This is a genomic window from Cellvibrio sp. KY-YJ-3, assembly GCF_008806955.1.
Taxonomy (GTDB): Bacteria; Pseudomonadota; Gammaproteobacteria; order Pseudomonadales; family Cellvibrionaceae; genus Cellvibrio.
In genome coordinates, this window is record NZ_CP031727.1 from 2,487,546 (window position 1) to 2,507,044 (window position 19,499).

General features: G+C 49.8%; 13 protein-coding genes. 6 read left to right on the forward strand and 7 right to left on the reverse strand.

Annotation, left to right across the window (positions count from 1 at the left end; translation table 11 throughout):
- Positions 1-15 precede the first annotated feature (15 nt).
- Entirely contained in the window at positions 16-345 is a 330-nt protein-coding gene (locus D0B88_RS10520) for a hypothetical protein (RefSeq protein ID WP_007642507.1), read from the forward strand.
- Positions 346-380: 35 nt separating this feature from the next.
- On the opposite strand, the gene D0B88_RS10525 is transcribed toward D0B88_RS10520, so the two are convergent.
- Positions 381-2,327: an EAL domain-containing protein gene (locus D0B88_RS10525; RefSeq protein ID WP_040392203.1), complete on the reverse strand. Its 1,947-nt coding sequence runs from the start codon at positions 2,325-2,327 to the stop codon at positions 381-383.
- A gap of 55 nt (positions 2,328-2,382) precedes the next feature.
- Entirely contained in the window at positions 2,383-3,105 is a 723-nt protein-coding gene (locus D0B88_RS10530; RefSeq protein WP_225318327.1) for a transglutaminase-like cysteine peptidase, read from the reverse strand.
- Positions 3,106-3,416: 311 nt separating this feature from the next.
- On the opposite strand from D0B88_RS10530, the gene D0B88_RS10535 reads away from it, so the two are divergent.
- The 3 genes from D0B88_RS10535 to D0B88_RS10545 all read left to right on the forward strand — a co-directional run bounded on the left by D0B88_RS10535 (position 3,417) and on the right by D0B88_RS10545 (position 8,345).
- Positions 3,417-5,969, forward strand: coding sequence for an alpha-amylase family glycosyl hydrolase (locus D0B88_RS10535; protein ID WP_151057021.1), 2,553 nt, complete (start codon positions 3,417-3,419; stop codon positions 5,967-5,969).
- Between the two features lie 441 nt (positions 5,970-6,410).
- Positions 6,411-7,763: a carbohydrate-binding protein gene (locus tag D0B88_RS10540; protein WP_225318328.1), complete on the forward strand. Its 1,353-nt coding sequence runs from the start codon at positions 6,411-6,413 to the stop codon at positions 7,761-7,763.
- Positions 7,764-8,036: 273 nt separating this feature from the next.
- A complete protein-coding gene (locus D0B88_RS10545; protein ID WP_007642494.1) occupies positions 8,037-8,345 on the forward strand; it encodes a chorismate mutase in 309 nt (102 codons plus the stop codon).
- 39 nt (positions 8,346-8,384) lie between these two features.
- Here D0B88_RS10545 and D0B88_RS10550 read toward each other — a convergent pair whose 3' ends face one another.
- The 4 genes from D0B88_RS10550 to argS form a co-directional block, all read right to left on the reverse strand.
- The gene (locus D0B88_RS10550; protein WP_151057023.1) at positions 8,385-10,538 is read right to left on the reverse strand and encodes a methyl-accepting chemotaxis protein; all 2,154 of its coding nucleotides are present in this window, start codon (positions 10,536-10,538) and stop codon (positions 8,385-8,387) included.
- A gap of 351 nt (positions 10,539-10,889) precedes the next feature.
- On the reverse strand, positions 10,890-12,464 hold the full coding sequence (locus D0B88_RS10555) for a GDSL-type esterase/lipase family protein (protein ID WP_225318329.1): 1,575 nt from the start codon (positions 12,462-12,464) through the stop codon (positions 10,890-10,892).
- A gap of 300 nt (positions 12,465-12,764) precedes the next feature.
- On the reverse strand, positions 12,765-13,433 hold the full coding sequence (locus D0B88_RS10560; protein ID WP_191966415.1) for a PEP-CTERM sorting domain-containing protein: 669 nt from the start codon (positions 13,431-13,433) through the stop codon (positions 12,765-12,767).
- 345 nt (positions 13,434-13,778) lie between these two features.
- Positions 13,779-15,518 carry an arginine--tRNA ligase gene (gene argS / locus D0B88_RS10565; RefSeq protein ID WP_151057029.1) on the reverse strand — a complete coding sequence of 580 codons (1,740 nt, stop codon included), beginning with the start codon at positions 15,516-15,518 and terminating at the stop codon, positions 13,779-13,781.
- 183 nt (positions 15,519-15,701) lie between these two features.
- Here argS and D0B88_RS10570 point away from each other — a divergent pair, with 183 nt between their 5' ends.
- Together D0B88_RS10570 and D0B88_RS10575 are read left to right on the forward strand one after the other, a co-directional pair.
- Entirely contained in the window at positions 15,702-16,496 is a 795-nt protein-coding gene (locus D0B88_RS10570; RefSeq protein ID WP_151057031.1) for an enoyl-CoA hydratase, read from the forward strand.
- A 30-nt stretch (positions 16,497-16,526) separates the two neighbouring features.
- Positions 16,527-17,345, forward strand: a complete 819-nt coding sequence (locus D0B88_RS10575; RefSeq protein ID WP_151057033.1) for an SDR family oxidoreductase — start codon at positions 16,527-16,529, stop codon at positions 17,343-17,345.
- A gap of 19 nt (positions 17,346-17,364) precedes the next feature.
- Here the strand turns inward: D0B88_RS10575 and D0B88_RS10580 are convergent, their stop codons facing one another.
- Positions 17,365-19,365: a carboxypeptidase-like regulatory domain-containing protein gene (locus D0B88_RS10580; RefSeq protein ID WP_151057035.1), complete on the reverse strand. Its 2,001-nt coding sequence runs from the start codon at positions 19,363-19,365 to the stop codon at positions 17,365-17,367.
- Positions 19,366-19,499: the final 134 nt, after the last annotated feature.

A 19,499-nucleotide genomic window follows, 5' to 3' on the forward strand; every position in this document is an offset into this window, starting at 1 on the left:
TTTTATAGGATTGCTATGTATATTAAACGCAATAACCAAGGTGAGATTGTCGCGCTGAGTAAAGTAGCAGCACCGGATTTTGCTGAGCAATTACCAGAAGATGATCCGCAAATCATCGCTTTTTTGCACAGTGCAAAATCCGCCGAGCAGTTGGCGCTGGAGCAAACCGATACTGCTATGGCGCGGGTATTGGAAGACGTGGTGGGGCTGCTGGTCGAGCAGGGTGTTATTCGCTTTACGGATTTACCCTCTGCCGCGCAAGATAAACTACTCGCGCGGCGCGAACTGCGCGGCAAACGCCAAGGTATTGATTTGCTGGACGACGGCGATCATTTGCCACTGTAAATTTTTATCGTTTTAATACCTTAACGCACTGGCCGCTATTGCACCTGCGGCCCTGTCACAGCATCAATCCCCAAATTAAACAGCGCTTGCTGTTCTGCATCGGTTTGTACACCCTCTGCGATCATCGTTAACCCAATAGAGTGACCTAATACACACAGGCTTTGTACAAAAGCTTGATTGCTCAGGTGGCTATCAATATTGCGAATAATCGCACTATCAATTTTCAAGAATGCCAAGCCCATTTCTTGTAATTGATCAAAGCGGGTAAATTCAAGGCCCACATGTTCCAAGCCAATATGGCAACCAAATTTACGTAGTTGCGTGGTAAAAATACGTAACTCATCGGCGTGGCGCAGGATACAAGTCTCGGAAAATTCCAACCATAATTGCTGGGAAATGGCGGTGTGTTGTGCAATTAATTCCAGCGCTTGTTCACGGAAGCTCGCACTGCACAATGCCGCTGCCGAGACATTAATTGCCATGGCCTGAGGCGCAGTGCGCGCCATGTTAGTCAACTGTGTCAACGCCATGCGTAATACCGCTAAATCGATATTGGACATAATGCCAAGGCGCACCGCCCAGGGGATAAAATAACCCGCCGGTTTTTGCTCGTTATCCAGTTGTAAGCGCACAGCGGTTTCATCGTGAATTAATTCGCCCTGTGCATTGCGCACTGGAAATTTCACTAATGCGATTTGCTGGCTGGTTAGCGCGTGTTCGATAGAGTCGCGCCACTGGCTTAAATTTTTGGAAACAGAGTTGGGGTGATCGTTATCGCGAATTACCACCGCGCGGTTGCCTTTTACTTCTGCCTGCGCGAGTGCACCGTCTAATTTATGCAGTAGGTCGGCGCGTAGGTCGCCGTGTTGGAAATTGCATAGCGCCATGGGCAAACCAATTTGCGCGTGACCGGTGGCGATTAATTGAAAATTCAATTGTTGGGAAATATCCGCACTTACAATATCAATTGGCGTATCAGTAGGAATTAATAGGCAAAAATCACTGCCATTCAAGCGCCCGGCATAACTGGCTGGATAGCGGCGAGTAATATCGCTAAATACACTGGCAATGGCGCAGAGTAACTGATCCACCTGATGGTGGCCTAATTGACTGTTGAGTTGTTGCAGCCCCATCACTCGTGCAATCACTACTACGCCGTGTTCCTGTGCCTCTTCTTGCGTTAATTGTGCGTCGAACAAATGCAAAAAATGGGTGCGATTGGCAATGCCGGTGAGTGCATCGGTTTGCGATTCGCGGCGCAGCAGCTCCAATTGCCGCGCCTCTTTTTCCAGCATTTGTTTTACGCTGGTAGAGAGGCGGTTCATGGCCCGTACCAAGCGCTGAAATTCTTTGGTTTTTGGCTCTTCCGAGACAATAAAACGGCGCTCACCAATGGCTTCGGCCTGGCTGACGACTACATCCAGCGGGCGCGAAATATATTTCAAAATCAGGCTGCCAATCAGGCCACTGAGCAAGGTAGCAAATAAAAACCACTCCAATAAATCGCGGGTATTTTTCCACAGTGCTTCCAGCGCATAACCGGAATGGCTTTTTACCACCAGCGTACCGGCTTGCTGCCAGCCGTCCTGAATTTGCGCAATGCCGGGTGCTGCGTCAAAATTAATTTGTTTGGCAAACCATGCGGGTACCCGTGGATTCCCGTTATTTTCGGTGGTTGATGAAGTGTTATTGTTTTCAAAACGCCGCGCCACAATCGCCTGTTTGTTGATGTCCTGAAAAATAATGTATTCGTAGTGGCCTGAATCAAATTGCGCAGTGATCAATAGCTCCAGGGTTACCGGATCTTTATCTGGCATTTGCGATATCGACAGCGCGAGCGAGTTGGCATTGTCGATATTTTTCAGTCGCAATTGATCTTGCAAATAAGTTTTTGCGGTGAGGGTGCTAATCACAAAATTTCCGCCCAGTGCTAATAGCAGCAGGGATAAAATCCCGATCCATAATTGTTTAATTAATGACATGCTCATGCCTTTTGTTTTTCAAATACCGTTAGTAAAAGATTCATGTTTGCGTTCATTAAAATCCTTCTTCGCGTACACGCATCAACAGATCGCGCCAGCGCGATAAACGCGCGGTAGGGTCCGCTTGGGATTGCACACTATTGCCTACCCATAATCCTTCACTGTTAAAACTAAATACCGGGTTTAAATCCGGCCGTTTGCTGGCCGGTTCAATACGAGTAATTAAATTATCCAAAATCAGCGGTTCTGCATTCGGGCTGCTGTAATAGCCCAGCACCATATGTGCTTGAAAGCGTTTGCTATGCAGCCCACCAATTTGTGCGCGCACATAAATCAGGCGCAATTGTTCGGTGGGGATTCCCAATTCCAACAGGCTCAGGTATTTGGCGATAGTGAAATCTTCACAGTCACCGGCGCGCAGGCCCAGGGTTTCGAGCGGTGTGGCCCAGTAATCGGATTTCTGCCAGAGGGTTACATCGTCGCTGTAGCGAACGTGGCGATTAAAAAAATCATTTACCTGCGCGATTTTTTCCGCATCAGCGAGTGGTTTACTGCTATCCAGCATGCGATTCCAGGCACCGAGCAATGCCACACCATCATCGCCATAACGGCTCTGCATCAGTGTCTGCATTTTTTGTGATTGCAGTTCAGCGACTACCAGTAGTGTGGAGCAGAAGGTAAAAAAAATGACCAAGCAGTAGCGCGCCACCCGTTTAACGGGGTGACCTAAGCGTGTTGCAGAGTGAGGCCAATAGCGGTTAACCCGGAGTACTGGCATGCAGTAGTTCCGCAGGTTGGATGCATATGGAAGTGTTCACTAAAAAATCGGGCATGGTGGGCAGGTATTGGCACAAGTTTCCACCCAGTATAGTCAGCTTTACTGGTTTTATTAAAAAAATCCGGTGCGATGTGTAATCGTTTTCGCGCAAAACACATTGGCGTCGTAAGTTGTTTTGGATGAGTTTTGTGCAAAGGTGCATACGTATTCAGCTAATTTCTTATGCTTGAATACGTATGCAGCAATTTGCCTGTTCAGGCGATATCCCATCAAATGGCCGCTCCAATAATATTAATAACGGATAGGTCACTATGAAACACAAACTCGTTTTACTCTCATTTTTGTTGGCAACCACTGCCAGCGCGCAGGCCGAATGGTTTTTGCGCGGCACGCATAATGCGTGGGCAGCAACCCAAATGAACCCTGCGGGCACCAATACGGTGGAACTCACGAATGTGGTTTTTTCCGCTGCAGGCAGTATTAAATTTGATCGCTACGGCAACTGGGCGGAAAGTTATGGAGTAGGCGGCCTTAACGGCAGCAATATTGCCGTGGCCCAAGGTACTTGGAACATCAAATTTTATACCGACACCAAAAACTGGAATATCAGTGCGGTAACGCCTCCGGCGGCGTATCACTTGCGCGGCACGTTCAATGGTTGGGCAGAAGGCACCTTGTTAACCCGCGTTGGCACTAGCGATGTGTACGAAAGTTGCCAGCAATTTGTAAGTGGCGACGCCACTGGCGGCCCACGTTTTAAGGTGGACCCGAATGGCGGTTGGGGCAGCGATGCAGTGCCCGCAGCGGATTACACAGTTGCCGCTGGTTGGGTAAAAATCACTTTTAATGCGAGTTCAAAGGCAATCACCACCCAGCAAAATCTTGCGGCCAATTGTAGTAGCGCTACCACGTCGAGTTCGACATCTAGCTCGACATCAACATCAAGTTCATCCTCGTCTATTTCCAGTTCATCCAGCGCACCGCTCATCCCGTTCCACTTGCGTGGCACTCACAACGGCTGGGCTGAAGGTGACCTCTTCACAACGCCAGCGGGCACCAATCAACTGGAAGCCTGCCGTAACTTCACTGCGGGCGATGCCAACGGCGGGCCGCGCTTCAAGGTTGATCGCAACGGTGCCTGGGGTACAGATGCATTCCCATCCGTCGATCAGGCCGCAAGTGGCTGGACACGTATTGTGATCAATACCAGCAGCAACAGCCTTGTTAGCGTTACCACTAACCTGGCATCTAACTGCGGTTCAAGCAGTTCAAGCTCGGTGTCGTCATCTTCATCCAGCAGCTCAAGCAGCAGCGCGCCAGTGGCCGACGATTTCCGCTCGCGCACTATGTACTTTGTGTTTGTGGATCGCTTCGCCAACGGCAACACCAGCAACGACAACGGCACTAACCCTGTCGCGACTTCCACTGTGAAGGGCGCCGGTGCTCAAAGTGAGTGGAAGAAGTACTGGGGTGGCGATATCCAGGGCTTGATCTCCAAACTCGACTACCTGCAATCACTGGGTGTGACCGCGATCTGGGTAACGCCGCTAGTGGATAACATCAATGTGGGCAACGAAGGTGGCTACCACGGCTACTGGGCGCGCGATTTCTACTCTGTCGATGAACATCTGGGCGACTGGGCGTTAGTGGATGAGCTGGATGCCCAAATGGAAGCTCGCGGTATGAAACTGGTGTTGGATATAGCCCTTAACCACTCCAACCAGGATGACCAGTACGAATTCGGTGCACTTTACAAAGAGGGTGCATTTATCACTGATTTCGCCAGTGGCAAAAACACCTGGTACAACGCTAATGGCGCTATTTCAGACTGTGGTGATACCAACCCGGCCACTACCTGTAACGGTGAATGGGATGATCCCTGGTCGTTCCGCAACAAGAGCCTGTTCAACCTGACCGATTTCAAACACGGCACCACCAGCAATTCACTGGCGGATCAGTATTTGATTGACGCGGCACTCAAGTGGATGGATCACGGTGTGGACGCCTTCCGTATCGACGCGATCAAACACATTGAGCCAAGCTTCATCAACCGTTTCAGTGCCGCTGTGCGCGCGAAAAAAGCCGACACCTATATTTTTGGTGAGTGGTACAACGCCGGTGCGGGCGATGCAGTTTCGATGGGCTTCCTTAATGAGCGTCGCGGTTCTGAACTGCTCGACTTTAAATTGCGCGATGCGATTGAAAATGCAGTGGCTGGCAATAGCACCATGATCAATCTGAGCAGCCACATCAGTTCACGTGCGGGTGCGATGAATGGGTTTGAAGACTTGCAAGCCATTTTCCTCGACAACCACGATGCCACCCGTACCAGTGTGTACCTGCAAACCTCGGGCATTACCAACCGTGGTCAAGGTAAGGGGATGAGTAAAGCCTTTGCCGATGCACGTCAGGATTTGGGTATGGCTTTGGTAATGACCTTGCCCGGTATCCCGACTATTTATTACGGCTCTGAGCAAAACGTTACCTGGTTTACTGCAAACGCCGATGGTCAGGTAGGACACGACCCTTACAACCGCGAGCAGATGCCATCCTTCAGCCAGACCACGGCGGCGTTCAATATGATCAGTGCTTTGTCTGATCTGCGTAAAAATAGCCCCGCTATACAGCGCGGTAGTTATGCTGAGCGTTGGGTGGGTGCCGACGTACTGGTATTCCAGCGTCAGGAGGGCAGTGACTGTGCGGTGGTGGCCGTAAACCGTGGTGTATCTACTACTATTACGGTTCCCAACCTCTGTCTGGCAAACGCTGCTTACACCAGTAAAGTGGGTAGCGATGTGGTGAACGTGACCAGTGGTAGCGGTACGTTTAATCTGTCGCAAAATGAGGTGGTTGTGCTTCACTAAGGTGGTTTAAACCCCGTGAACAGAAAAGGGCGCTCCCTGTGGAGCGCCCTTTTTTTATGCTGTCGCCCTTGCTTCTGCTGATCAATCAGTGCCGATGTAAGTTTTGCCTAAGCTGGCACTCTGTGTTTATTTTTTAGTCTGCACCAATTTGAATTTTTGCGTGTTGTTTCTTTAAGGGACGGCAGGTGTTACTGCGCAAGAAAATAAAAAATAATTGTCACCCCCCTTAACAAATCGCGTATCACTTGATTTTTTTTGTTACCTCAAAAGTGGGATTTTTTTATTGGCAAAGGTTCGATTATTTTTTAATTTTTTTGCTACGGTTTTTGGCTTTTTTAAGCGACAAGCCCCCCGATTGTAATCGCAGCAGCGCTTTATATACTGGTTCTCGCTGCAGCGACTGAAAGTAATTCCCTTCCTAATTCACGAGTAATAATAATCATGAATAACGTAACTCTATTGAAAAAAAGCGCTTGGGTGGCCTTGGCCTGCCTTGGGTTGTCCACCTCGGCGGGTGCCGTAGTATTTCAAGCTGAAAATTACAACGCTTTTTACGACACCACACCGGGCAATACCGGTGGTGCCTATCGCGGTGATGCAGTGGACATTGAGGCCACTAGCGATACCGGTGGCGGTTATAACGTAGGTTGGATCGCCCAGGGCGAGTGGCTTGCCTATAACAACTTAACCATTCCCACCAGTGGCAACTACACAGTGCGTATGCGAGTAGCCTCCGCTTCTGGTGCCACTGCTTCAGTGGATTTGAATGGCGGTACGATTCAATTGGGCAGTTTTGCTATTCCCGCGACTGGTGGTTGGCAAAATTGGACCACCGTTAGCCGCACGGTAAATTTGAATGCCGGCACTTACAGCCTGGGCGTGTTTGCACAAACCGCGAATTGGAATTTCAACTGGATCGAAGTTGTCGCCGAGGGTACCAATAACCCCAATTTACCCACGGCTTATTCTGGCTATACCGGGGTCTACTCGGGTTACACCTTAAAGTTGGATGAACGTTTCAATAGCCTCAATACCGCAATTTGGGCGAAGGGAGATGGCGCTGTGGGTGGTGAATCTATCTGCCGCTTCCAACCTCAAGGTGTGCAAATCGTAAATGGTAATTTGGAGTTGGTGGTGCGCAATGAATACGTGCCCGGCAGTTATTCCTACGATCACAAATCGGAGAAAGGCCCCTACAACTATTCATGCGGAGAATTGCGCACGGTACCTTCCAAACGTATCAAATATGGCCGTATTGAAGCGCGCATAAAAGCACCGGCACGGTCGGTTGCGACGGGCTACATATCTTCACTATTCACCTATAAACACGAAGGCTCTCCGCGGGAGTGGGAAGAAATTGATGTGGAGCTGGAAGGTGGTCGCCCGGATAAATTCCAGGCCAACCTGATCTATGGGGTGAATGTGGTGGATTGGAACGGTACTCGCCAATGGGGCGCGTGGGAGCACAAAATTGATATAGCACCAGCAGACCAATGGCGCGTTTATGCGATCGATTGGACACCTACAGGTATCAAGTGGTTTGTAGATGGCGTGCTGGTAAAAACCTTGAATCAGGATTGGATCGACTGCAACCCATCCTGCGTGCCGCCCCAGGTTTCTTACACGCCGATTCCCAACGACCTGACCGAACTGATGATGAACTTCTGGATTCCTAACGATGGTATTCAGGATGCGTTTGGCGGTAACAAGTATGGCAACGTTTATCCCATGGTTACCCAGTACGACTGGGTTCGGATTTACCAGTTAAATAGCCATCCACTGACTAACTGGTAATCTGGGTAAAGCGATAAAGATTATTCAATGTATGTAGCGGCACGGGGTATTTACCGCGTGCCGTTTTTTTATGGGTGAAAAAAGTGGGGCAGAGTAGCTATCACTTAGTGTTGTTTGAGTGTTGTTTTGCCGTGGGGAATTCCCACTTAACTGTTTTTGTAGCGATGATTAATAAAAACAACAAAGTGGGACGATTTGTTGTGCAAGCCTAGGTAAGTTTAAGCCTGACTATTTGCTTGTCGCTAACAATAACCTGTAAACCGGATCTCCCTGATGGAAATTACTAACGAATTTACCCCCGAAGAATGCGCCACCATGAGCGATATCCGCACCGAGATTGATGTGCTCGACCGCGGTATTATCAGTTTGATTGGCCAGCGCTCTAAATATTTGGAGGCGGCGGTGAAGTTTAAAACCGCTGATGTAACGGTGCGTTCGCCTGAACAAATCAAAACCATGCTGCAACAGCGGCGCGAGTGGGCGAATGCCGAGGGAGTTAATCCGGATATTATTGAAAAAATCTATACCGATCTGGTTAACCATTTTATCCAGAGCGATTTACAACCTGTGCAGCCGGAGTAACTCCGGCGCTGTGGTGGTAGTGGGGCTTGAGCATGAGGTTTACCGCGAGCTGACCTGAAATTCCCCTGCCAGCTGGTGTAATTTGGTAGCAGTATTTTTCAGGCGATCCGAACTGGTTTGCAGGGCGCGCACCACTTTGCTCATGGTGTTGTTGGCGCTACTCAGTTCACGCACCTGTTCGCCGTGTTGCTGGCTGTTTTGGTCGATATGGTGAATGGTGTTAAACATACGTTCGACAATAGCGTGCAGCGGTGAATTGTCACTCGATGCCTCCTCCGCCAAACGCAAGCTGCGATCTACCCCGGCGACGCTGGTTTCCATATAGGCTGCCGCGCGTTGGGATTCACTGCGAATCGCTTCAATTTTTTTCCCGATTTCTTGCGCTACCCCCGCCGTGCGCGCCGCCAAGCTGCGCACTTCATCGGCTACCACCGAAAAACCGCGCCCGTGCTCACCGGCCCGCGCCGCTTCAATGGCGGCGTTAAGTGCAAGCAAATTGGTTTGGCTGGTAATGTCGCTGATCAGCGAAATCATATTGCCAATTTCAGCGGTGCGTTCATTCAGGGTGTGAATGGTGCGTGCGGAGTTATCCACCACATCGCGAATACTCTGGGTGCCGGTGCGCACCGACTCAAATTGGGTGCGCGCCTGCTGTACCACTTGCTCCATCATCTTTTTCATATCAGTCGCGGTACCGGAGGCATTACTGATTTCCTGCAACTGCTCGCTGACTAACAGCAACATTTTATCCATCGCCACCGATACAGAAGTGGATGACTCGTTAGCGTGATTGTTGTGGCTTAACAACCGGTCACTATTTTTCATTACCTCATCAGCCGCGCGAATTACCTCACCGACAATATGATCCAGGTTGTCGATAAAACTGTTGGTCCAGCGCCCTAAGTCTCCGCTCTCATCGTTGGCTAATTTTTTGGTGTCCAGGCGCTGCTGCAAATTGCCACCACCCTCGGCGATGGCGTGAATTACTTCGGTCATTTTCCCCAACCGACGCGCCAGTTTGCGCGGCCCGCGCTGGTAAAAAATAAATCCGCCGATGCTTAATACCAACAGTGTCAGCGCATTAATAAGGCTGTTGGGCAGGTTGCTGAAATAATCCAGTGCCAAATTAGTGGCGACACCGGCACCCACACAGGCGCTGTAAATACTCATCAATTTAAAACCGAGTGAACGGTGGCGATAAGTCTCTTCCAAATCCGCTTCACACATCATGCCCCAGGTGTCGGGCGAGCCTTGCAAATTAAAGGTCACACCTTTGCCTACCACCGGAATATGGCGATAGTCCGAGTAGCCGGGGTAGGTGACAAACAAATTGCTGCCTTTGCGAATGGTCTCGCGCACACCGGGGTGAAGTTGGTTGGTGGCAGGGTCGGTAAAACGAATTTCAAATTCGGTGTGCTGTTGGATTTTCACCGCACCCCAATTGGTGTGAATACCGGAGCGAAGGTTTTCACCATGGGAAAAGGTATTGTCTTCAAAACGCGAGCGGGAGAGGGCGGTACCACTTTTGATGGTTGGGTCAAACACCGACTTCACCATAAACAAATAGTTATCGCCGGACTCGCTAAAAATATGCCCCGCTTCACGTTGGATTAAATCGCCCAATACATCGTTGGGAATGCGCGCGCACAAACAGCCTTTATTGCCATCGCTCAGGGTGATAGGCAAATAAAACATCAGTGTGACCTGGTCATGAAACGATGAGCTGCGCTTGCCGTTGGTCAGTGTTTGCGGGTCTTTGTAGGGGCCGTGTAAAAAAGCCTGTGACAAACCGGCGCTGACGGCGTTGGGCACCAAATCCTGTGCGCCGATCCGCGCGGCATAACTGGATGCGAGGGTTTTGCCCTGCCGGTCAATCACAAATAATTCGATGCAATCGCCCATAGAAGAAAGGCTTTTGCGCAAAATATTGTCGTAACTGTCATCTAACAATTGCAGCTGGCCACTGCAGGATTCCAATTGTGCCCACTGCCGTTTTACCCATTGCTGCAAAAGTTTAATCCGCGTGCTGGCGATGCTCTCAAAGGTCTGTTCCATGATGGGGTAACGGCTGCGGTTCAACCAGCAGGCCCAGCCCATGGCCAGCTTGCCGGTTTTACCAAACCATGGCAGCCAGGCGCGCTCGGCGGCGGAAAGGGGCATTAAAGCGCTTTGTAAAAAAGTCGGTTTGGACATGAATTGCGTCACTCGTCTTTGGGTAGTAGTAGGTTTTATCGCCGCCCATTACTGGCTTTTTCAGCTCTGACTTTCGGGGCGGTCACTGTCTTTGCAGGTCATTCGATGTGGTATTTGGTGCCATATGCAGAATATGCGCCATCTGACTACAAGCGAGTGATTATGCGAACTTGCCGGATAATTAAGGCTCTTTAATGGGGCGGTTATGGATTTATTTTGGTGCGCTTATTGTTTATTTGCACCAAAAGTGTGATTTTTTGGTGGGGTATTTGGTGGGTAAGTACACAAGCCCACTATTAATAGGGCTTGTGTCACGTGGGCTATTTTTTATCTATGGATAAAAATGCCCGTTTATTGTGCTTTAAGTTTTTCGGCTAATGCTTTTAACGCGGGGTTGCTGTTAATTAATTCAACGCTGAGTTTGGTCATCACCTCGGCGCCATTTTTTTGGAAGTGGGTGCCGTCCGGCAATTGTGGGCTGCCGCCCATGGTTTCGGTGTAATAGGGGTTAACACGCTTATCCACCACCAGCCAATAACTTTTCCAGCCGGGGTCGCCAACCTGATTGGCAAACCGGATGCTTGCTGTACCTAAATCAATCAGCGGCAATTGTTCTGTGCGTGCCAAATCCATAATGGTTTGGCGGTAATCGCCTACAAATGCGTAGTTGCTGCCGGGCTTGTGCTGGGTAACATGGCTATGGACTACGGGAGTAGTTTGTTCACCCTTGGCATTTTTAATGCGCGCCGTAGGGGTGAATAACACCGGAATCGCACCGCGCTCGCGGGTGATGTTCACGTAGCGCTGCAGTGAATGATAAAAAGATAATTCTGGTTTACCCGCAGGATGCTGGATTTTCCCCGCAGCATTGTTGGGGTAGGTGCACAGGTTTTGCACATCGGCAATGCCGCGCTCGGGGCGAGCGGAATCGCAACTTTGATCATTGTGGCCTTGGTTGATAAATACATAATCGCCTGGTTGGATAAGTTGCTCCATCTGTGCAAACCAGCGGCCGTTATAAAAATCCCGCGAGCTGCGGCCAGCGCGTGAACCTACAATTACTTTCACATTGGCTTCTGTTTTAAATTCCCGCTCCAGCATTTGCGCCCAACCCATGCGCGGGAAACGCAATTGTTCATACACGGCGGAGGTGGAATCACCCACCACAAAAATACGGATTGCAGCATTGCGGATGGCCTGCTGCTCAGCGCGAGCGCGGACAAAATCAAAGGGTTCGTAAGCGCCGCTATTCATCAACCCCACCAGCGGGCGAAAGCCCACATCGCTCAACGTGGTATGCCCGGTTTGACCGCTGTTGTTGTCGTAATTGCGGTTGTGGTTGAGCAAGCTGAGCATTTCCACCAGTTGTGCATTGCGGTGGATAGGGTAAGTGGCCGGGTCAAAATCAGCTGTCTTGTTTACACCGGCAAGCGCCAGAGCCTGAGTAAAACCCTGCTGCATATTGCTGCGCGCCTGCGCGATAACGGCTGGATCCAGTGCATTAATTTTGGCGCTATCTACCCATTGTTGCGGGCCGATAAAACCTTGTGCGACGGCAACATCCGACGCTATGCGATCAGTCAGTGGGTTAATATTGGCTATTTGAGTTGGTGCCAGTTTTTCAATTACCGCTGCCAGACAAACGGGGCGCAGCTGTGCGTTTTGGCTGCAGTATTTTGCATCGCCACCACTCACCACTGACACTAATAAGGGCGCTTGCAACGCAGTACGTGAAAACTCATATTCACCCTGCATATTGGTGATGGTGTGTAATTGGGTTCCCCTCGCATCAATCAGGGTTATTTTGGCGTTGGCGAGCGGTGTTTTTTCAAAGGCAATACCGCTAATACGGCTTTCGGGCTGGGTTGATTGGCAGGCAGAAAGGGCGCCGCACAGGGCGAGCAATACAAAAGGCAATCTCTTCATAATGTTTAAATTCATTTATTTTAAAAACGAAAAAGTACACTCATACAGCAAACTTTTTTAAAGCCGCTGTTATTTTGTGTGCAACTGATGAAGGAATTGTTAAATGCCAGTGCCGAAAGGTAGCGATTATTGTTTAGCCGCGAGCCATTGAGTGATGGCCTGTTTGTTATCGCTTGGGTATAACTTACCAATAAAATCAAAAAAATCCCACCGATAAAGTGTATAGAAAATTTAACGAACAAAACTACACAACAATATCGATGGGTTTACTCGCCGAATGATGAATCGAAAATTATCGCGTTACCGGTTGGCGACCAATCGTCGCCAAAAAAGCCCCGCTAAGGCTAGTGAAAATAAAACGAAGGGCGCAGGTTCAGGTACAGATCTGGATTCAAATGTCAGGTTGTCGATGTAAGGGCCTGTGCGTAAGCTAAAAAGAGAGGAAATGTGCAGGCTTTTTATTCCTTCGGTTGCCGTGAAGGATATTAACTCCCCTGGAATGTAAGGTGTGCTGGTTTCTTCAGTGCCTTGCCATCCCGAACCTACATGAGTAAACAGATAATCATTTTCTCCATAAACTGCAATAAAAATAGCGTCTTCGTTTACGGAAAATGCATTGAAACTAATGAAGTTCGGTAGTGTTCCCACAAAACTCAATGAAATTCCGTTAAATCCCTGCACGCCATTGCGGTTAGTGCCATCGGGTAATACGCCGCCAATTAACCAGCTACTATCACCATTAAAAATTAATCCCTGTGACGCATATTCATTGCTGAGTACATGGCCACAAAGACAACCATCAAATGGTTCTGCTGGGAGCGCAGTAATGTCATCAAAATCGATAAAGACCGCATGTACGTGATGAGAAATTGTACTCATGGAAATGATCAACAGCGCAGATGCGATTGCAGATGATAGCTTGGGGTACAGATACGATTGGGTGAATTGTTTTGCCTTGGATACAAACATAAACGCCTCCTTCAAATTCATCAAAGTTAACAAAAACCAGCGGTTATTCCTGTTCCGGTTTTTGCAAGGTGAAGTACGTCGAAAATACAGCGTGTTCAATTTCTATTTCAGCGGGCGGCAGCTCGTGCCTGTCACAATCTGGCAGATCGTCTTGCCGTTGTATAGCGTTTTGTGTTGAAGGAAATATTTTGGCGGGGAAGTAATCAAAATTTTATTTACTATTGCGATGCAATTGAAATGAAATAATTTTTTTGAAAGTTTAGACGACAACATTACCTTCCTTGGCGTTGTTTTCATGAGCGGTATATTAATAGTTATTCGTTACTGCGCGGGAAATTCTGCGAATTACATGCGCTCCATTACTTCAATACCCAACAAATCCAAACCTTGCGCAATGGTTTTTGCAACCAAATGGCACAAACGTAAACGGCTGTCGCGCAATTCTGGTGCAATGCCATCTTTCAAAATGGGGCAGGCTTCATAAAAACTCATATACAAACTGGCAATGTCATACAGATAAGTACAGAGCAAATGCGGCATAGCTTCGCGCGCCACTTGATCCAATACTTCGCTGAATTGCAGCAATTTAATCGCCAGGGTTTTTTCTTGCTCGGTGCCAATAATCAGCGCCGCTTGCAGCGACTCCGGGCTCACCCCCGCTTTGCGGAAAATACTTTGCACGCGCGTATAGGCGTATTGCAAATAGGGTGCGGTATTGCCTTCAAAGCTGAGCATGGATTCCCAGCTAAATACGTAATCGTTGGTGCGGGTTTTACACAGGTCGGCGTATTTCACTGAGCCAATGCCCACTTTGCGGCCAATCTCGGCCACTTCATCGGCGCTGAGGTCAGTTGTTTTTTCGCTGACCAATGCGGTCGCACGCTCAACGGCTTCGGTTAATAACTCGGCCAGTTTTACTGTGCCGCCGGTGCGGGTTTTAAAGGGTTTGCCGTCGCTGCCCATCATGGTGCCGAAAGCCAAATGCTCCAGGCTTACAGATTCATCCACAAATTTTGCTTTGCGTGACAGGGTAAATACTTGCTGCATATGCAGCGATTGGCGCGCATCAATAAAATACATAATGCGCTTTGCTTTTAATGTGTTTACGCGATACCGCAGCGCCGCTAAATCGGTAGTGGCATATAAAAAACCACCGCCTTGTTTTTGAATAATCACCGGCGATGGGTTGCCTTCTTTGTCGGCCAGTTCTTGCAGGAATACGACTTGTGCGCCGTCGCTTTCTACCGCGAGACCTTGTGCTTGTAATTCGTTAACCAGCGGTGCGAGGTCGTTGTTGTAAAAACTTTCACCGCGCACATCGCTGTCTTTTAAGGTGACATTAAGTTGTTGATAAATCTCGGTGGAGTGATGCAGGGAAATCGTTTTGAATTGTTCCCACAGTTTTAACATCTGCGCGTCGCCACCCTGCAAACGCACGACATACTCGCGCGCTTTGTTGGCAAAGTTTTTGTCGTCATCAAAATGTTTTTTGGCTTGCTGGTAAAACACTTCCAGATCTTTGAGTGCCATGGCGTCATCGCCTTTGGCTCCCAATTGCTCTTCAAGCTCGGCAATCAACATTCCAAATTGGGTGCCCCAATCACCCACGTGATTTTGGCGAATCACATTGTGGCCCTGGAATTCCAGCAGGCGCGCCAGTGAGTCGCCAATAATCGTGGAGCGCAAATGGCCTACGTGCATTTCTTTGGCGAGGTTGGGGCCGGAATAATCGATGACTATGTTCTGTGCATCCGCGACCTGCTCAACCTGCAGGCGCGCGTCGCTTTGCGCTTTGGCGATTTGCTCGCCCAACCACTGTGGGTTGAGGTCGATATTGATAAAACCGGGGCCGGCGATTTCCAGCTTTTCGGCTATGCCGTCTAACTCAAGTGCGGCGACAATTTTAGCGGCCAGCTCACGCGGGTTAGTACCCATCGCTTTGGCGGCGCCCATGGCACAGTTGGCTTGGTAATCGCCAAAACCGGCTTTTTTGCCGGGCGCAATCAGTGCGGGCAGACCAGCGGGAACGCCCACGGCAGTCATCGCAGCAAGGACTTTTTGATTCAGTAATTCGCGGATATTCATAAAGTAGGGGAATCGCTAGAGGCTAAAGAATTAAGGGCGAGAATTGTACCCGCCACTGCTGGGGCTTGCCATCTTTTATCCGGGGGAGGCATGAGCGGCCCCCTTGGCTATACTCATCCCTGAACTTATTGCCAGTAATGAACCTATTACTATTGCCGAACATGTTTTTCACAGGATCTGATAATGACAGCGAATACCGACCCCCTCAGCCCTTGTTCACAAATTGCGGCCCAGCTTGACCAGCGGGTGCTTACCTTGAGTTTCAATCGCCCTGAACGAAAAAATGCGCTGACCCTGGCGATGTATTCCGCGTTGGCGGAGTTAATCACCCATGCCCAAAGCAATGCGCAGGTGCGCGTCATTGTGCTTACGGGCAGCGATGAGTTTTTTACTGCCGGCAATGATTTAATGGATTTTATGAATGAGCCGGATATTCACCCCAATCACCCGGTTGTGCGTTTTATCGATGCGTTGCGCTTGTGTAAAAAGCCCGTAGTCGCGGTAGTGCGCGGCCATGCGGTGGGTATTGGCACAACCATGTTGCTGCACTGTGATTTGGTCTATGCCGCTGACGATGCGCGCCTGCAAATGCCATTTGTGAATTTGGGGTTGTGCCCTGAATACGCCAGCAGCTATTTGGTGCCGCGTTTGGTGGGCCAGCAAAAAGCGGCGGAGATTTTTTTATTGGGCGAAGCCTTTAGCGGTGCAGAAGCGGAAGCGATGGGCATAGTGACTAAAGCGGTACCTTGGGACGAACTCACCGAATACGCCCGCGAGAAAATCGCGCGCCTCGCGCAACAGCCACCCAGTGCTGTGCAGCGCAGTAAAGCTTTGTTACGTGCCGGTACGCTCGCCGCGGTAGAGGCATCGCTCAGTGCGGAATATGCCGGTTTTGCGGAGGGCTTGGCTTCTGAAGAATGTAAAGAATCGGTCACCGCGTTTTTTGAAAAGCGTGCGCCGGATTTCTCGCGTTTTTAATGCAATTGGTATTTATCACTGGAAATAATTATGGCTATTTCATTCGATTTCAACCATAAAAATGTACTGGTAGTCGGTGGCACCAGCGGCATTAATCGCGGTGTTGCTGAAACCTTTGCCAAAGCGGGCGCACGGGTTGCCGTAGTGAGCCGCTCACAAGAAAAAGTGGATGCGACAATTCAATCGCTAAAAGCCTGCGGCGCAGCTGATGCACGCGGTTTTGCTGCTGACGTGCGCGAAGTTGAGGCTATTAAATCCGGTATCGATGCTATCGCCGCCGACTGGGGCAAGTTGGATGTAGTGGTTTCAGGCGCGGCCGGAAATTTCCCAGCCTTGGCGATGGGGATGTCGCCCAATGGTTTTCGCTCGGTAATTGAAATCGACCTGCTCGGCACTTTCCATGTGATGCAGGCTGTTTATCCGCACCTGCAAAAACCGGGGGCTTCCATTATTAATATCTCCGCACCGCAAGCGGAGATTCCCATGGCAGGGCAGAGCCATGTATGCGCCGCCAAAGCGGGCGTGGACATGATTACCCGCACTTTGTGTCTGGAGTGGGGCGCAGAGGGCATTCGTATTAACTCGGTAATTCCCGGCCCGATCGATAATACCGAGGGTATGAACCGTTTGGCGCCGAATGAAAAAATCCGTGCGGCGGTGGTTAAATCTGTGCCTTTACAGCGTATGGGCAGCACGGATGATATCGCCAACGCCTGTTTATTTCTCGCGTCGGATTTTGCCAGCTATATCAGCGGAGCAGTAATCCCGGTAGATGGCGGTTGGGCGCAGGGTGGGGCAGCAATGGTAGGGGCAGGCTTAGCAGAGATGCTAAAAAAATCCCCGGCGTGAACCGGGGATTTTGCGTGTTTTACTTGATGTAATGTTTCATTTCTTTTAGCGCGGGTTCTTGTTTCGTTGGTGTAGCTTGCGTGCTTCCACTTTTGAGACTGCGCCTGGTTGATGCTGTGAGCACTGCTTCTTCTGGGTAGCGGCTGTCAGTAAATTCCTGCACGGCCACTACACTGGTATTGCCCTCAGCATCCACTTGAATATTAAATACATGCCAGAATTCTTCGCTGTGATCACCGCTGGCTTCGCTGGGTGAGAACACAGAAATATTTCCGCGCAGGTTTAGCTCTACCCGAGCTGGTGAGTCGGCGATGGTGCCTGTACCGCCATACAATCTCACCACATAGCGATAGGTTCCCGCATGGGGAAAGTCGGGTACGGTAACTACTTCCGGACCGAAGCTGGTTACGTCATCAACATCCAAATCAAAGACTACGCCATTGACCTCCTCAGTTTTGTTCCCGAAGTAAACCTGATACTCCAAGTCACCTTCAATGTTGGGGATAAACCAGTGAGAGTCCAAATCATACGGATTTTCACCCCATGTAAGGGTAATGGTGGCCGAGCTTTCGGCTAATTGCAGACAGGCTTCGATGACGGTGTCTGTGCCGGTTGAGAAGATATTTACCGTATCGCTTTGCGAGCCGGAGATAGAGGTCAACAGAATCGATGAGTTCATCCGTACTGGCAATACAAATGCCCCTGTGTCATCGCTATAACCAGTGCTTTGGCCGATGTAGTCGCGGCCACTGGCGACAATGCGCACGTTAGCTAACGGATTGTTATCGGTATCGCGCACGCAGCCACGCAAATTAACGGTTTCGTAAATACGGTCTGCATTCCAGGTGGTGAAGTGAGTGACGGTACCGCGATAGAAGTACTGCCCATCGACTTCCACAAGTGTTGCTTCACCTTCTTCTACCCAATAACCACTGGCTTCATCAAAATAAAACAGCGGAACTGTTTCGGGCGCAGTCCCTTCATTTATGCGGCTGGCCATGGGAATAGAAATAGTGGCGCTGGTGCCCGGTGCTAGTTGTAACAGGTTGCCCGCGGCATCGCGAAAACTGGCATCAAGAGCACCGAAGGATTCCATGAGGTTGATCGCACCGGTTTCGGGATCACGCACTTCATAGTTACCGGGCATAACCCCGGCGTCACCCGAAGGATCGATAATGGTTAACGAGGGGGTAATTGTGCCACTGGCTGGGCTGCCACTGGCCGTTACAAATGCATTTGCAGGCAATTCCACCAATGTTTGTCCATCTACCACAAGGCTTGCGGCGGAGCTGGCAGAAAAGGCAGTGCTGTAATTTGCTTCAAGCACCAAGGCCGAGCGATCTACGTTGGGTTGCTCTGCCGAATTGGAGAATACTTCGCTGCGGGTAGCAAAACCCTCACCCCAGGCATTCAATACAAAACGCTCCGCAATACCCAAACCTTCGATACGAAAGGTGCCGGTTTCGTCGGTTTGCGCGCTGGCAGTCATCAAACTCTCGCCTTCAGCAGTGAGGGCGGTCACGGTAATTTGGGCTTGATTGATGGGGGTGCCAGTATGATAGCTGCTGACATTACCGGTCAGTACGCCCAGTGGAGTGCAGCTAATACTAATGTTGCTGATATCGCTTTCCAGTGTGAATTGGCTAGCGCTTTCAATACTGCAGCGTTGGCGAAAAGGCGTTTCACTCAAATTGAGCGTTACCTGGGTGCCTTCTTGCAGTTGATTGGGAAATCTAAACGTACCATTTTCGTCGATTTCAAGCGTTTGACCGCCAGCTTGCAACGTCAGGTTTCCATCCAGACCAGTTACATTCCCGCCTAGCGAGTAACTGACGGTTGTTGATGATTGTGAGCTGGAGGAGCTGATTAAACTGCTTGAACTGCTCAAGCTGCTGGAATTAACCGAGCTGCTCAGGCTGCTAGAACTTGGCTCGGGGGTTTTGCTTCCGCCGCCGCTACCACCACACGCTGTTAAAAACAGACCGGTGAAAATTGCGAGGCTCAGGGTTGTTGCTTTCATTAGAGGATTCCTTTTTAAACACAGTTCCAATGGGGGCGCTCTTCAATACCAAATCGGGTACTGAAGACGGGCGCGATTGTCGAGCAGATTGGTTTTTGTCGCAAGGGCTAGGGCTTGGCGATGAAAACAAAAAG